Here is a 13401-nt window from a genome sequence, read left to right as displayed (position 1 = left end):
GGCTCCGGCCCGGTCAGGCGCCCGGACCCGCCACGATCTTGCCGCCCTCGACCTTCACCGGCAGCTCCTTCAGGGGTGACACCGCGGGCTCACGGAGCACCTCGCCGCTCCTGGCGTCGAACTCGCTGCCGTGGCACTGACAGGTCAGCTTGGCGCCCCGGAGCTTGCGGATGGGGCACCGGGCATGGGTGCAGATGGTGCTGAACGCCTTGTACTCGTCGTCGGCGATCCGGCTGACCACCACGTTCTCGGCGGTGTAGAGCTTGGAGGAGCCCACCGGGACCTCGTCGGCCGCGCCCAGGTCCACCGGTTCCCGCGGCGCCGACCGGTTGCCGTCGCCGCCGGTCGAGCAGGCGGCGAGCCCGAGCCCCGCGGCCGGGACGAGCGCGGCGGCGCGGAGCACGGTACGGCGGGCGGGGGGCGTGCCGGGCATGGACTCTCCACAGGTCAGGGGGTTCGGCGACGCATAGACCCTACCGGGGGGCGATCCGGTGACCGGGTGCGGCTCCGCGGCGCCCGAGTGCCGCCCGCATCACCCGCACCCCCCGCCGCAGGCCCTAGCCTGTGCGCAGAACGCAGCCGGGACGCCGTCGGGACACCGGGGCGCCGGGGTGCCGGAGCACGGGAGCGCGGAAGGGGACCATCAGTGATCGTCGTCGCAGGAGAGGCCCTGATCGACCTCGTTCCGCAGGCCCCTACGCCGCGGGACGGGAGGTATGTGGCGGGGGTGGGTGATGCTGGGGTCGGCGGGGGCGGGGGTTCGGGGGCGAACCCGGGTGCGGACCTGGGCGGGGGTGGGGGTGTGGGCCCGGCCTCGGGCGCGGGGGTGCACTCGGGCGCGGGGGCGAACCCGGCCGCAGGCGCGGGCGCGAACTCGGCCGCGGGCGCCGTAGGCCAGGCCCCCGCCCTGCCCGCGCTGGCGCCGCGCCTCGGCGGCGGTCCGTACAACACCGCGATCGCCCTCGGCCGCCTCGGCTCCCCCGCCGCCTTCTGCTCCCGGGTCTCGACCGACGCGTTCGGCGATGCGCTGCTCGCGGGGCTGCGGGCCGCCGGTGTCGACGTGCGGCACGTCCAGCGCGGGGACGAGCCGACGACGCTGGCCGTCGCCTCGATCGGCGCGGACGGTTCCGCCGGTTACTCCTTCTACGTCGACGGCACCGCGGACCGCCTCTTCTCCGCGCCCTCCCGGCTTCCGGACGGCGTGCGGGCGATGTCCTTCGGGACCTGCTCGCTCGCCCTGGAGCCGGGCGCGACCGCCTACGAGCAACTGATGCGGGACGCGGCGGAGCGCGGCGTCTGCACGGCGCTCGACCCCAACATCCGCTCCGGCCTCATCCCCGACGCCGACACCTACCGCGCCCGCTTCAAGAGCTGGCTGCCCTCGGTGACGCTCCTGAAGGTGTCGGAGGAGGACGCGCGCTGGCTGGGCGGCACGCCCCAGGAGTGGCTGGCGTCGGGACCCGCGGCCGTGGTGGTGACGCGGGGCGGCGACGGCCTCCGCGTCTACACGCGTGCCGGCGTCGAGGTGTCCGTGCCCGGTGTCGCGGTCGACGTCGTGGACACGATCGGCGCGGGCGACACGGTCAACGCCGCGCTGCTGCACGCCCTCGACGCACGCGACGCGCTGTCCGCGGACGCGGTGGCGGGCCTCGGCGCCGACGACTGGGAGACGGTGCTGCGGTTCGCGGCGCGCGCGGCGGCGATCACCTGCTCGCGCGCGGGCGCGGAGCCACCGTACGCGCGGGAGTTGCACGAGGCGTAGCAGTGCCGGGTGAGGTGCTGGGACCGGGCGCGGCGCTGGGGCCGGGCGCGGCGCTGAGCCGGTTCAGGCGCTAGGGCTGGGTGGCGCTGGGGCCGAGTGGCGCTAGGGCCGAGTGGCGCTGGGGCCGGGTGAGGCGCTAGGGCCAGGTGGGGCACCAGCGCCGGACGGGGGCACAGGAGCCGGGCCCGGGTCAGTCGCCCACCGCGCGCAGGCCGCCCGGCCGGCGGCCGTTCAGACGGTCGAGCGCCGCCGTGGTGGCGTCGTCCGCGGGCAGCTGGACCAGGAGCCGCTGTCCGTCGACGTCCGGCAGGGCGAGCGACTCGTACGCCAGGCGCAGCGCACCCACCTGCGGGTGAGTCAGGCTCTGTACGCCGCTGCGGCGCGGCACCCCGGGGACACCCTCGACGCGCTCGGCGAACGGCTTCCCCGCGAGCACCGTCAACTCGTCGACGAAATTCCGCACATGGGGGTCGATCATCGGCGACTCGCTGCGCAGGTGCGCGATCTGGTCGTCCGCGACGAGGTCCCACTCGGTGAACGCGGTGCGCGCCCGTGCGTCGGTGAAGACGAAGCGCAGCAGGTTGGGCCTGTCGTCGTCGAGCAGGCCTAGGGGCCGGACGATCCGTTCGTAGCCGGTCGTGTACGCGAGGACGTCGCTGAGCCGGTTGAGCAGCACCGCCGGAGTGGGTTCGAGGCGGTCGACGAGGGCGCGCACGGTGGGCCGCACGGACAGGCCGGGCGGTGGCGCCGCCGAGCAGCAGGGGTCGTCCGCCGCGCTGCTCACCCTGTCGAGGCGGCGCAGATGCAGGCGCTCCTCGACGTTCAGCCGCAGTACGTCGGCGAGCGAACCGAGCACGGACGGCGAGGGGTTGCGGTCACGCCCCTGTTCGAGGCGGGTCAGATACTCCACGCTGATGCCCGCGAGGGTGGCGACCTCGGAGCGCCGCAGCCCGGGGGTGCGGCGGCGCGGGCCGCTCGGCAGCCCCGCTTCGGTGGGGGTGACGGCCTCGCGGCGGGCGCGCAGAAAGGCTCCCAGCTCGTTGTCGCTCACCGTTCGAACGTACCAGGACGCTTTCCCGCATGACCGCCCTCAGCGTGTCCCTGCCACTACCAGTCTCGGCCCGGCCTCCCTCCGGTGCCCGCGCCGCCGCAGAGTGGACGGCATGACCTTCGAGACCGAAACTTCCGCCGCTGCCCCTGCCGTTGCTCCCCCGGCCTCCGCGGCCGTCCCCGCCCTGCCGTTGCCCGCGGGCCGCTGGGTACACGACCCGCTGCACTCGGCCGTCAACTTCACCATCCGCCACCTCGGCATCTCCAAGGTGCGGGGCCGCTTCACGGAGTTCGAGGCGGAGCTGGTGGTGGGCGAGACCCTTGCGGACACCGCGGTGAACGCCACCATCGCCCTGGCGTCGATCGACACCGGCAACACCGACCGCGACGCCCACGTGCGCGCCTCCGACCTGCTCGATGTGGAGCGCCGCCCGACGATGGCGTTCCGTTCGCGCCGGATCACGGGCGCCGGTGCGGAGTGGGCGATGACGGGCGACCTGACCATCGGCGACGTCACCCGTCCGGTGACGCTCGCCGTGGAGTTCGGTGGCCTCGGCGCGTTCGGCGACGTCCGGCACGCCGGCTTCGAGGCGACGGGTGAGATCCGCCGCAGCGAGTACGGCCTCACGTTCGCCCCCGGCATGCTCGGGGAGGTCGTGAAGATCCAGCTCGACCTGCAATTCTCGGAGCCGGGCGCCGGGGAGGCGTAGGGACCGGGTTCGGGGTGCGCCCCGGTACGTCGCCGTGAGCGGCCCGGCCCGGACGCCTACGTGTCATCCCTGCCGAAGGCGCCGTGCCGTCCCGCTCCCGCGGCGAACCGTGCGGCGCCGTCGGCCGCTTCGGCGAGCGAGTGCAGGCCGTGCCGCAGCTCGCCCGCGAGGGCCTGCCGTTCGGGAAGGCCGTGCTGTTCGCGGACGGAGAGCCGGTCGTGCCGCAGGCAGGTCTGCGGGAACGCGGCGATCTCCGCGGCGAGCCCCTCGGCCGCCGCACGCCCGGCTCCCTTCGGTACGACGCGGTTGACGAGCCCCATGCCGAGTGCCTCCGCCGCGTCCACCGGGCGACCGGTGAGGACGAGGTCGAGGGCGCGGCCCTCGCCGACGATCCGGGGCAGCCGTACCGTTCCGCCGTCGATGAGAGGAACACCCCAGCGGCGGCAGAACACCCCGAACACGGCGTCCTCCTCCGCCACCCGCAGGTCGCACCAGAGCGCCAGCTCCAGGCCGCCCGCCACGGCATGGCCGGAGACCGCGGCGATCACCGGCTTGGACAGGTTCAGACGCGTCGGCCCCATCGGCCCGTTGTCGGGACCGCCGACGCCTTGGGTGCTGCGGACGCCATGGGTGCCGCTCGCGTCCTCGGTGCCACTCACCCCGCCGGTGCCACCCGCCCTGTCGGTGCCGCTCACCTCGCCAGTGCCACCCGCCATGTCGGTGCCACTCGCCCTGTCGGTGCCGCTCACCCCGCCAGTGCCACCCGCCCTGTCGGTGCCACCCGCGTCCTCGGTGCCGCCCGCGGCGTCTATCTCGGTGACGTCGTTGGCGTCGGGCGTGCCCAGGGCCTTGAGGTCGGCGCCCGCGCAGAAAGTGCCGCCCTCACCCCGCAGGACGGCGACCGACGCCTCGGAGTCGGCCTCGAAGGCCCGGAAGGCGTCGGCGAGCACACGGGCGGTGGGGCCGTCGACCGCGTTGCGGACGTGCGGGCGGGAGAGGACGACCGTGGTGACGGGGCCACTGCTGCGCGCGTCGACTCCTCGGTCATGGTCCGCACTCTCCTCGCAGCTCGGTCCGGGGGCCGGGTGCGGGGCCCGCACGGCCCAGCCGATCACGTCGGCGCACGCGCAACAAGACGTCGGCGGCGGGGGGCCCCCCGGGGGGCCCCCCCCCCCCGCCCCCCCCCCCGCCCCCCCCCGGCCCCCCCCGGGGGGGGGGCCCCCCCCCCCCCCCCCCCCCCCCCGCCGCCCCCCCCAACCCCGCGGGGGGGGGGGGGCCCCGGGGGGGCCCCCCCCCCCGACATGCGCCCGGACCGGAACCGAAACGGGAACCGGGGCGGTGGGGACCTCCCGCCACCGCCCCGGAACCGGACCGGGCGGGCCGGGCACTCAGGCCGTGCGAGACCGCGTGCCGACCTTCTTCGCTGCACCCTTCTTGGCCACCGTCTTCTTGGCCACCGTCTTCTTAGCGCCCGCCTGCGTGGCGGCCGTCTTCTTGACGGCTGCCTGCTTGGTGGACGTCTTCGCCGTGGCTGTCTTCGCCGTGGACGTCTTGGCCGTGGCCGTCTTCTTGGTGGACGCCGTCGCGGCCACCGTCTTCCTGGCGGGGGCCTTCTTCGCGCCCCTGCGCGCCTGCGGCACCGCGGCGTCGCTGATCCGGTCCGCGGCGATGATGTCCCGCAGGAACTTGCCGGTGTGGCTGGCGGGCACGCCCGCGACCTGCTCGGGGGTGCCCTCGGCGATGACGAGGCCACCGCCGCTGCCGCCCTCCGGGCCCATGTCGACGACCCAGTCGGCGGTCTTGATCACGTCGAGGTTGTGCTCGATGACGATGACCGTGTTGCCCTTGTCGACGAGCCCCGAGAGGACCGTGATGAGCTTGCTGATGTCTTCGAAGTGCAGACCGGTGGTCGGCTCGTCGAGGACGTAGACCGTGCGGCCCGTGGAGCGCTTCTGGAGCTCGCTGGCCAGCTTGACGCGCTGGGCCTCGCCGCCGGAGAGCGTGGGCGCGGACTGGCCGAGCCTGACGTACCCGAGGCCCACGTCGTGGAGGGTGCGCAGGTGGCGGGCGATGGCGGGCACCGCCTCGAAGAAGTCGAGCGCCTCCTCGATGGGCATGTCGAGGACCTCGGCGATGGACTTGCCCTTGTAGTGCACGTCCAGGGTCTCGCGGTTGTACCGCGCGCCGTGGCAGACCTCGCACGGGACGTACACGTCCGGGAGGAAGTTCATCTCGATCTTGATGGTGCCGTCGCCGGAGCAGTTCTCGCAGCGGCCGCCCTTGACGTTGAAGGAGAAGCGCCCGGGGAGATAGCCCCGGACCTTGGCCTCCGTGGTCTCGGCGAACAGCTTGCGGACGTGGTCGAAGACTCCGGTGTACGTCGCCGGGTTCGACCGCGGGGTGCGGCCGATGGGCGACTGGTCGACGTGCACCACCTTGTCGACGAGGTCGTCGCCCTCCACGCGCGTGTGCCGCCCGGGGACGGACCTGGCGCCGTTCAGCTCCCGGGCCAGGTGGGTGTAGAGGATGTCGTTGACCAGCGTCGACTTGCCGGAACCCGAGACGCCCGTGACGGCCGTGAGGACGCCGAGCGGGAAGGAGACGTCGATGTCCTGGAGGTTGTTCTCCCGGGCGCCGTGGACCGTGAGCCGGCGCGTGGGGTCGGCGGGGCGGCGGACGTCGGGGACGGGGATGGCCCGCTTGCCCGACAGATACTGCCCGGTGACCGACTTGTCGTTGTCGAGCAACTCCTTCAGGGAGCCGCTGTGCACGACCTTGCCGCCGTGCTCGCCCGCGCCGGGGCCGATGTCGACGACCCAGTCGGCGACCTTGATGGTGTCCTCGTCGTGCTCGACGACGATCAGGGTGTTGCCCATGTCGCGCAGCCGGACCAGCGTCTCGATGAGGCGGTGGTTGTCGCGCTGGTGCAGGCCGATGGACGGCTCGTCCAGGACGTAGAGCACGCCGACGAGGCCGGAGCCGATCTGCGTGGCCAGTCGGATGCGCTGGGCCTCACCGCCGGAGAGGGTGCCCGCGGCGCGGTTCAGCGACAGATAGTCGAGACCGACGTCGACCAGGAAGCGCAGCCGTTCGTTGACCTCCTTCAGGACGCGCTCGGCGATCTTCTTGTCGCGGGCGGTCAGGCGCAGCCGGGCGAGGAACTCCGCGCAGTCGCTGATGGACATCGCGGCGACCTCGGCGATGGACTTCTCCATCACCGTGACGGCGAGGACGATCGGCTTGAGGCGCGTGCCCTCACAGGTGGGGCAGGGCACCTCGCGCATATAGCCCTCGAAGCGCTCGCGGCTTGAGTCGCTCTCGGCCTCGCTGTGCCGCCGCTTGACGAAGGGGACGGCGCCTTCGAAGGCGGTGGTGTAGACCCGCTCCCTGCCGTAGCGGTTGCGGTAGCGGACCTCGATCTGGGTCTTGTGGCCGTTCAGGAGGGCCTTCTTGGCGCGCTGCGGCAGGCCGGCCCACGGCATGTCCGTGGCGAAGCCGAGCGCGTCGGCGAGGGCGCCGACCAGGCGGGCGAAGTAGTCCTTCGTGTGGCCGTGCGACCAGGGGTGGATGGCGCCCTCGTCGAGCGACTTGTCCTCGTCGGGGACGATCAGCTCGGGGTCGACCTCCATGCGCGTACCGATGCCGGTGCAGTCGGGGCAGGCGCCGAAGGGCGAGTTGAAGGAGAAGGAGCGGGGCTCCAGCTCTTCGAAGGACAGGTCGTCGTAGGGGCAGTAGAGGTGCTCCGAGTACATCCGCTCGCGCTCGGGGTCGTCCTCGGGGAGGTCCACGAAGTCCAGGACGACCATGCCGCCGGAGAGGCCGAGCGCGGTCTCCACGGAGTCGGTCAGGCGGCGCTTGGCGCTGTCCTTGACGGTGAGGCGGTCGACGACCACCTCGATGGTGTGCTTCTCCTGCTTCTTCAGCGTGGGCGGCTCGGAGAGCTGGATGGTCTCGCCGTCCACCCGGGCGCGGCTGTAGCCCTTCGTCTGGAGGTCGGAGAAGAGGTCGACGAACTCGCCCTTGCGCTCGCGCACCAGCGGCGAGAGGACCTGGAAGCGGCTGCCCTCGGGCAGCTCGAGGACCTTGTCGACGATGGCCTGCGGCGACTGGCGGGAGATCGGGCGGCCGCACTCGGGGCAGTGCGGCTTGCCGATGCGCGCGAAGAGCAGGCGGAGGTAGTCATAGACCTCGGTGATGGTGCCGACCGTGGAGCGCGGGTTGCGCGAGGTCGACTTCTGGTCGATGGAGACCGCCGGGGAGAGGCCTTCGATGAAGTCCACGTCCGGCTTGTCCATCTGGCCGAGGAACTGGCGGGCGTACGAGGACAGGGACTCGACGTACCGGCGCTGACCCTCGGCGAAGATCGTGTCGAACGCGAGCGAGGACTTGCCGGACCCGGACAGACCGGTGAAGACGATGAGGGAGTCACGCGGGAGGTCGAGCGAGACGTTCTTGAGGTTGTGCTCGCGCGCTCCACGGACGATGAGACGGTCGGCCACGCCGGTCCGCACCTTTCTTGAGAGAAGTGACAGGGGCGGGGCCCCCGTCCTTCACAGACTAGAGCGACCCACTGACAACGCCGGGCTTGATCTTCGAATGGATGGAGTCGGGGAGCGGGGGAAGCCCGACCATCAAGAGTGCCCGATGCCATCATCGAGCGTATAGCACGGGCATTCGATTTGCGGGGCTCATCCAGCGCCTTCACCCGAACGTGTGGCGAAGCTATCGTCGGGCCCATGATTGATCATGTGCGCGACCTGGCGTCTGTACGTGACGCGACCGAACGACTGCTCGCCGCAGCCACCGCCCTGGACGATGTCTCGGCGGCCGAGCCCTCCCTGCTTCCCGGCTGGACGCGGGGCCATGTCCTCGCCCACGTGGCGCGGAACGCCGACGCCCTCGTGAACGTGCTGGCCGGACGGCCCATGTACCCGAGCGGTGCGGCCCGCGACGCCGACATCGAGCGGGACGCACCACGGCCGATCGCGGCCCACCTCGTCGACCTGCGGGAGTCCGCCGCGCGCCTGGAGGCGCAGGCCGCGCTCCCCGCCGACTGGTCCCGCACCGTCACGATGCGCAACGGCATCACGGACTCGGCGGCACGGGTGCCGTTCCGGCGCTGGGTCGAGGTGGAGCTGCACCACGTCGACCTCGGGGTCGGGTACGCGCTCGAAGACCTGCCGGCCGAGTTCCTCGAGCGCGAGACCGACTTCCTCACCGACCGCTTCTCGGGGAACCCCGACGTGCCCGCGACCCGCGTCACCGACGGCACGCGCGCGTGGCGCACGGGCCGCGCCGCGGAGAAGCCCGAGGTGACCGTCACCGGCCCGGCCCCGGCCCTGGTCGGCTGGCTCGCCGGGCGTCGCCGCGGCGACGCCCTCGCGGCCGACCTGACCTCCGAAGGCGGCCCTCTTCCCGCCCTCCCCCCGCTATAGGCTGGCGACCATGACGTACAGCGGAGCGGTGCGGGTCGGCGGAGCCGCGGACGTGCACGAGTTGCAGGACCTGATGATCTCCAAGGTCGCGGTCGGGCCGATGGACAACAACGCCTACGTGCTGCGCTGCCGGGCCACCGGCGAGCAGCTCCTCGTCGACGCGGCGAACGACGCCCGGACGCTCCTGACGCTGATCGGTGACGACGGCATCGGGTCCGTCGTCACCACGCACCAGCACGGGGACCACTGGCAGGCCCTGGAGGAGGTGGTCGCGGCCACGGGCGCGCGCACGTACGCGGGCCGCGAGGACGCCGAGGGCATCCCGGTGCCCACGGACGTCCTGGTCGACGACGGCGACACCATCGCCTTCGGCCGGGTCACGCTCACGGCCAGACACCTGGTGGGCCACACCCCGGGCTCGATCGCCCTCGTGTACGACGACCCCCACGGGCACCCGCACGTCTTCACCGGCGACTGCCTGTTCCCCGGGGGCGTCGGCAACACCTGGAAGGACCCGGAGAGATTCGCGAACCTCATGGACGACGTCGAGGCGAAGATCTTCGGCACGCTGCCCGACGAGACGTGGGTCTACCCGGGCCACGGCGGCGACACGACCCTCGGCGCCGAGCGGCCGCACCTCGCGGAGTGGCGTTCGCGCGGCTGGTGAATCCTGCCGGCGGGGCGGGCCCAGGGCCTTTCGGACAGGCGGCCCTAGGCCCGCGCCGCCACCAGCGCCGCCACCCGCTCGACGCCGAACACGTACCCCTGCACCCCGCATCCCGCGATGACGCCGTCGGCGCGCTGGGAGACGTACGAGTGGTGCCGGAACGCCTCGCGCTGGTGGATGTTGGAGATGTGGACCTCCACCACGGGCAGCCCGTCGCAGGTGTTGAGGGCGTCGAGGATCGCGACCGAGGTGTGCGAGTACGCGGCCGGGTTGATGACGATGCCCGCGTGCTGCTCGCGTGCCTCGTGGATCCAGTCCACCAGCTCCCCCTCGTAGTTGGACTGGCGCAGGTCGACCGTACCGCCGTGCGCGGCGGCCGCCTTGGCGCACATCGCCTCGACGTCGGCGAGCGTGTCGGTGCCGTAGATCTCCGGCTGGCGCTTGCCGAGGAGGTTCAGGTTGGGCCCGTTGAGGATCATGACCGGGGCGGTGGCGAGGGTGTGGGGCACAGGGTCCTCCATGCGTCGGGCTGCTGCTCACAGATGGTCTATCACGGTGCCCGAGCGCCGCTCCCGGCCTCGGGCTGCTGCCCTGTTCACGCCAGGACCCTACGAACTGCGGCCCACCCCGCGCTTCCGCGACATCGCCCCCCTGGGACGACCCGGCTGCCCTCGCCGCCGAGTACGACGGGCGCGTGCTGTTCCTGAAGACCACCGAGGAACTCCGCGTACGCCCCCGCCGTTACGGCCGTCGATTCCAGCCGTCTTTGACGTGGACCTCAGCCACACGGACCCCCCAGTACGTGCTCCCGTACGGAGGGCTGACACGCGTCGACGGAACCGAGCGGCGCGTCCGCGTCACCTGCGGACACCCACGGCTCGTGCGCGCCCCAAGAGCCTCCGCACGCCCCCGTAACCGCCTGTCACACCGGGTAGGTGACGCAGCGTGCACACTAGTAACTCTCCGTCAACAGACCAGACCGCAGACGCCCCCTCGCTGCCACGGCTCGCCGCCGCGTCGCTGGCCGGAACGGCCATCGAGTTCTACGACTTCTTCATCTACGGCACCGCGGCGGCACTCGTCCTCGGGCCGCTGTTCTTTCCGACCTTCTCCCCGCTGGCGGGAACGCTCGCCGCGTTCGCGACCTTCGGTGTGGGCTTCGTGGCCCGGCCGCTCGGCTCCGTGCTCTTCGGACATCTCGGTGACCGGCGCGGCCGGCGTCCCGTCCTGATGATCTCGCTGCTCATGACGGGTCTGGCCACCGTGGCCGTCGGCTGCGTACCGACGTTCGAGTCGATCGGCGCCGCCGCTCCCGTGCTGCTCCTGGTGCTGCGCTTCGTCCAGGGCGTGGGGCTCGGCGGCGAGTGGGGCGGCGCGGTCCTGCTCACCGCCGAGCACGCGCCGCCCGAGCGGCGCGCACTGTGGTCTAGCTTCCCGCAGGTCGGCCCGGCGATCGGGTTCCTGCTGGCCAACGGCGTCATGCTGACGCTCTCCGCGACACTGACGGACGCCCAGTTCGCGTCCTGGGGATGGCGGGTCCCGTTCTGGGGGGCGGGGCTCCTCGCCCTGGTCGGACTCGTGCTGCGCGCCTCGCTCGTGGAGAGCCCGGACTTCCTCCAGGTGCGCGAGCACGCGCGCGTGCCCTTCGTCGAGGTGGCGCGCGAGCACTGGCGCCTGGTGCTGCTCACGGCGGGCGCGCTCGCGGTCGGGTACGCGGTGTTCTACGCGGTCACGACGTGGTCGCTCGCGTACGGCGTGGAGCGGCTCGGCGTGAGCCGTACGGTCATGCTGGCCTGCATCATGGCGGCCGTCGTCGTCCAGGGCGCCCTGACGCCGGTGGCGGCCCTGCTCGGCGACCGGTACGGGCGGCGGCCGATGTGTCTGGTGGGGTGCGCGGCCACCGCCCTGTGGATGTTCCCGATGGTCGCCCTCCTGGCCACGGGAGAGCCGCTCCTGATGTTCACCGGTTTCCTGGTGGCGATGCTCGCGTTCGTCACGATGTTCGCCGTGGTCTCCGCGTATCTGCCCGAGCTGTACGCGCCCCGCGTGCGCTGCACGGGCGCGGCGGTCGGCTACAACCTCGCCGGGGTCTTCGGCGGCGCGCTCACGCCCATGGTGGCGACCGCGGCGGCCCGGGGCGAGGGCACTCCGTGGGGTGTGGCCGCGTATCTGGTGGCGATGGCGGTGCTGAGCCTCGGGTGCTTCGCGCTGCTTCCGGAGACGCGGCCCGTGCGGAAGGGGGTGGCGGTGCCGGTCGCGGGGTGACCGTACGCCACCGCCCGGGAGCCCGTGGGGGCGTGCGCGCGGTGCGGCGTGACGCCCGGCCGGACCGCACGCGCCCCTCGGCCAGGCACCAGTCCCGGCCAGGCACCAGTCCCGGCCAGGCATCGGTTCCGGCCCGGCACCAGTCCCGGTCCGGCATCGGTCCGGCCGGGCATTCAGGCCCGGCCTCGCACCAGCCCCGGCCGGGCGCGGCCTCTCATGGATTGACCGCGAGCTCCAGGTACGCCGCGAACAGCACCAGGTGCACACCGCCCTGCAAGGGCGTGGCGCGTCCGGGGACGACCGTGAGCGTGCCGACGAGGACCGTGAGGACGAGCAGCACCATGTGGGTCGAGCTGAGCCCGAGCACGAGCGGCCCCGACAGCCATACGGAGGCGATGGCGACGGCCGGGATGGTCAGGCCGATGCTGGCCATCGCCGAGCCGAGGGCCAGGTTGAGGCTGGTCTGGACGCGGTCCCTGCGGGCCGCGCGCACGGCCGCGATGGTCTCGGGAAGGAGCACGAGCAGGGCGATGATCACGCCGACCACGGCATGCGGCAGGCCTGCGGACTCGACGCCCGACTCGATGGTCGGCGACACGCCCTTGGCGAGCCCGACGACGCCGACCAGGGCGAGCCCGAGCAGGCCGAGGCTGATGAGGGCGGTGCGCGCGGAGGGCACTTCGGCGTGGTCGTCGGCGTCGACGACCTTGCCCTGCTTGGTGACCGGCAGGAAGTAGTCGCGGTGCCGTACGGTCTGGGTCGCGACGAACAGGCCGTACAGGACGAGTGAGGCGAGGGCCGCGAAGGTCAGCTGCGAGGTGGAGAACTCCGGGCCCGGTTTGGACGTCGTGAAGGTCGGCAGGACCAGGCTGAGCGTGGCCAGCGTGGCGACGGTCGCGAGCGCGGCGCCGGTGCCCTCGGAGTTGAAGACGGCCACGCGGTGGCGCAGGGCGCCGGTCAGCAGGCAGAGGCCCAGTATGCCGTTGCAGGTGATCATGACGGCCGCGAAGACGGTGTCGCGGGCCAGGGTCGCGCTCTTGTCGCCGCCGTCGGCCATCAGGGTGACGATGAGGGCGACCTCGATGATCGTGACCGCCACGGCGAGGACCAGGGATCCGAAGGGTTCACCGACGCGGTGCGCGATGACCTCGGCGTGATGGACCGCGGAGAGCACGGCCCCGGCAAGGACCGCCGTCACCAGGGCGACGACCACCCCCGGCAGATCGCGCCCCCAGGTGAGGACGAGGAGGACGACTCCGAGCACGGGCACGGCGGTCGTCCACCGCGCGGCGAGTGCCCGGAACTTAGGGATCATGTGATTGATGCTGCCCCGCTCACGGGAGGGCCGCGACTTCATGTGTGCCTTTCTACGCGAGAGCGGTGGGCGGGGGGCGGCCCCCCCCGCCCCCCCCCCGGGGGGGGGGTGACCCCCCCCCCCCCCCCCCGCGGTGCGTATTGGTGTAGTGCGTTGCCCACGGGCCCGCCCCCGCGGCCGCCCCCGCCCCCCGCATG

Annotated in this window: 11 protein-coding genes; 5 read left to right on the top strand and 6 right to left on the bottom strand. The window is 72.9% G+C overall.

Going from position 1 to position 13401, the window contains the following annotated elements:
* Window positions 1–13 precede the first annotated feature (13 nt).
* The gene (locus ACH4DX_RS05365) at window positions 14–433 is read right to left on the bottom strand and encodes a Rieske (2Fe-2S) protein (protein ID WP_398154055.1); all 420 of its coding nucleotides are present in this window, start codon (window positions 431–433) and stop codon (window positions 14–16) included.
* 213 nt (window positions 434–646) lie between these two features.
* On the opposite strand from ACH4DX_RS05365, the gene ACH4DX_RS05360 reads away from it, so the two are divergent.
* The gene (locus tag ACH4DX_RS05360) at window positions 647–1762 is read left to right on the top strand and encodes a carbohydrate kinase (protein ID WP_398154054.1); all 1116 of its coding nucleotides are present in this window, start codon (window positions 647–649) and stop codon (window positions 1760–1762) included.
* A 190-nt stretch (window positions 1763–1952) separates the two neighbouring features.
* Here the strand turns inward: ACH4DX_RS05360 and ACH4DX_RS05355 are convergent, their stop codons facing one another.
* Entirely contained in the window at window positions 1953–2813 is an 861-nt protein-coding gene (locus ACH4DX_RS05355; protein WP_398154053.1) for a helix-turn-helix domain-containing protein, read from the bottom strand.
* Between the two features lie 112 nt (window positions 2814–2925).
* On the opposite strand from ACH4DX_RS05355, the gene ACH4DX_RS05350 reads away from it, so the two are divergent.
* Entirely contained in the window at window positions 2926–3522 is a 597-nt protein-coding gene (locus ACH4DX_RS05350; RefSeq protein ID WP_398154052.1) for a YceI family protein, read from the top strand.
* 56 nt (window positions 3523–3578) lie between these two features.
* On the opposite strand, the gene ACH4DX_RS05345 is transcribed toward ACH4DX_RS05350, so the two are convergent.
* A complete protein-coding gene (locus tag ACH4DX_RS05345; RefSeq protein ID WP_398154051.1) occupies window positions 3579–4637 on the bottom strand; it encodes a crotonase/enoyl-CoA hydratase family protein in 1059 nt (352 codons plus the stop codon).
* A gap of 273 nt (window positions 4638–4910) precedes the next feature.
* Window positions 4911–8021, bottom strand: a complete 3111-nt coding sequence (uvrA, locus tag ACH4DX_RS05340) for an excinuclease ABC subunit UvrA (protein ID WP_398154050.1) — start codon at window positions 8019–8021, stop codon at window positions 4911–4913.
* A 237-nt stretch (window positions 8022–8258) separates the two neighbouring features.
* Between uvrA and ACH4DX_RS05335 the strand changes: the two genes are divergently transcribed.
* Together ACH4DX_RS05335 and ACH4DX_RS05330 are read left to right on the top strand one after the other, a co-directional pair.
* Window positions 8259–8957 (top strand): maleylpyruvate isomerase family mycothiol-dependent enzyme, encoded by a 699-nt coding sequence (locus ACH4DX_RS05335; RefSeq protein WP_398122740.1) that lies wholly within the window; start codon window positions 8259–8261, stop codon window positions 8955–8957.
* A gap of 10 nt (window positions 8958–8967) precedes the next feature.
* On the top strand, window positions 8968–9624 hold the full coding sequence (locus ACH4DX_RS05330; RefSeq protein ID WP_398154049.1) for an MBL fold metallo-hydrolase: 657 nt from the start codon (window positions 8968–8970) through the stop codon (window positions 9622–9624).
* A gap of 44 nt (window positions 9625–9668) precedes the next feature.
* On the opposite strand, the gene aroQ is transcribed toward ACH4DX_RS05330, so the two are convergent.
* Window positions 9669–10133, bottom strand: coding sequence for a type II 3-dehydroquinate dehydratase (aroQ, locus tag ACH4DX_RS05325; RefSeq protein ID WP_398154048.1), 465 nt, complete (start codon window positions 10131–10133; stop codon window positions 9669–9671).
* Window positions 10134–10620: 487 nt separating this feature from the next.
* Between aroQ and ACH4DX_RS05320 the strand changes: the two genes are divergently transcribed.
* Window positions 10621–11889: an MFS transporter gene (locus tag ACH4DX_RS05320; RefSeq protein WP_398154185.1), complete on the top strand. Its 1269-nt coding sequence runs from the start codon at window positions 10621–10623 to the stop codon at window positions 11887–11889.
* Window positions 11890–12103: 214 nt separating this feature from the next.
* On the opposite strand, the gene ACH4DX_RS05315 is transcribed toward ACH4DX_RS05320, so the two are convergent.
* Window positions 12104–13204 carry a calcium:proton antiporter gene (locus ACH4DX_RS05315; protein WP_398154047.1) on the bottom strand — a complete coding sequence of 367 codons (1101 nt, stop codon included), beginning with the start codon at window positions 13202–13204 and terminating at the stop codon, window positions 12104–12106.
* Window positions 13205–13401 lie beyond the last annotated feature (197 nt).

Origin of the sequence: Streptomyces sp. NPDC017940 (assembly GCF_044328435.1) — a bacterium.
GTDB lineage: Bacteria > Actinomycetota > Actinomycetes > Streptomycetales > Streptomycetaceae > Streptomyces.
The sequence above is the reverse complement of the archived record's forward strand: the minus strand, read 5'-3'. Positions and strand labels throughout refer to the sequence as shown.

Coding starts and splice junctions, on each gene's coding strand:
- ACH4DX_RS05330 (WP_398154049.1), top strand. CDS start 8,968: ATGACGTACAGCGGAGCGGTGCGGGTCGGCGGAGCCGCGGACGTGCAC.
- ACH4DX_RS05365 (WP_398154055.1), bottom strand. CDS start 433: ATGCCCGGCACGCCCCCCGCCCGCCGTACCGTGCTCCGCGCCGCCGCG.
- ACH4DX_RS05335 (WP_398122740.1), top strand. CDS start 8,259: ATGATTGATCATGTGCGCGACCTGGCGTCTGTACGTGACGCGACCGAA.
- ACH4DX_RS05315 (WP_398154047.1), bottom strand. CDS start 13,204: ATGATCCCTAAGTTCCGGGCACTCGCCGCGCGGTGGACGACCGCCGTG.
- ACH4DX_RS05350 (WP_398154052.1), top strand. CDS start 2,926: ATGACCTTCGAGACCGAAACTTCCGCCGCTGCCCCTGCCGTTGCTCCC.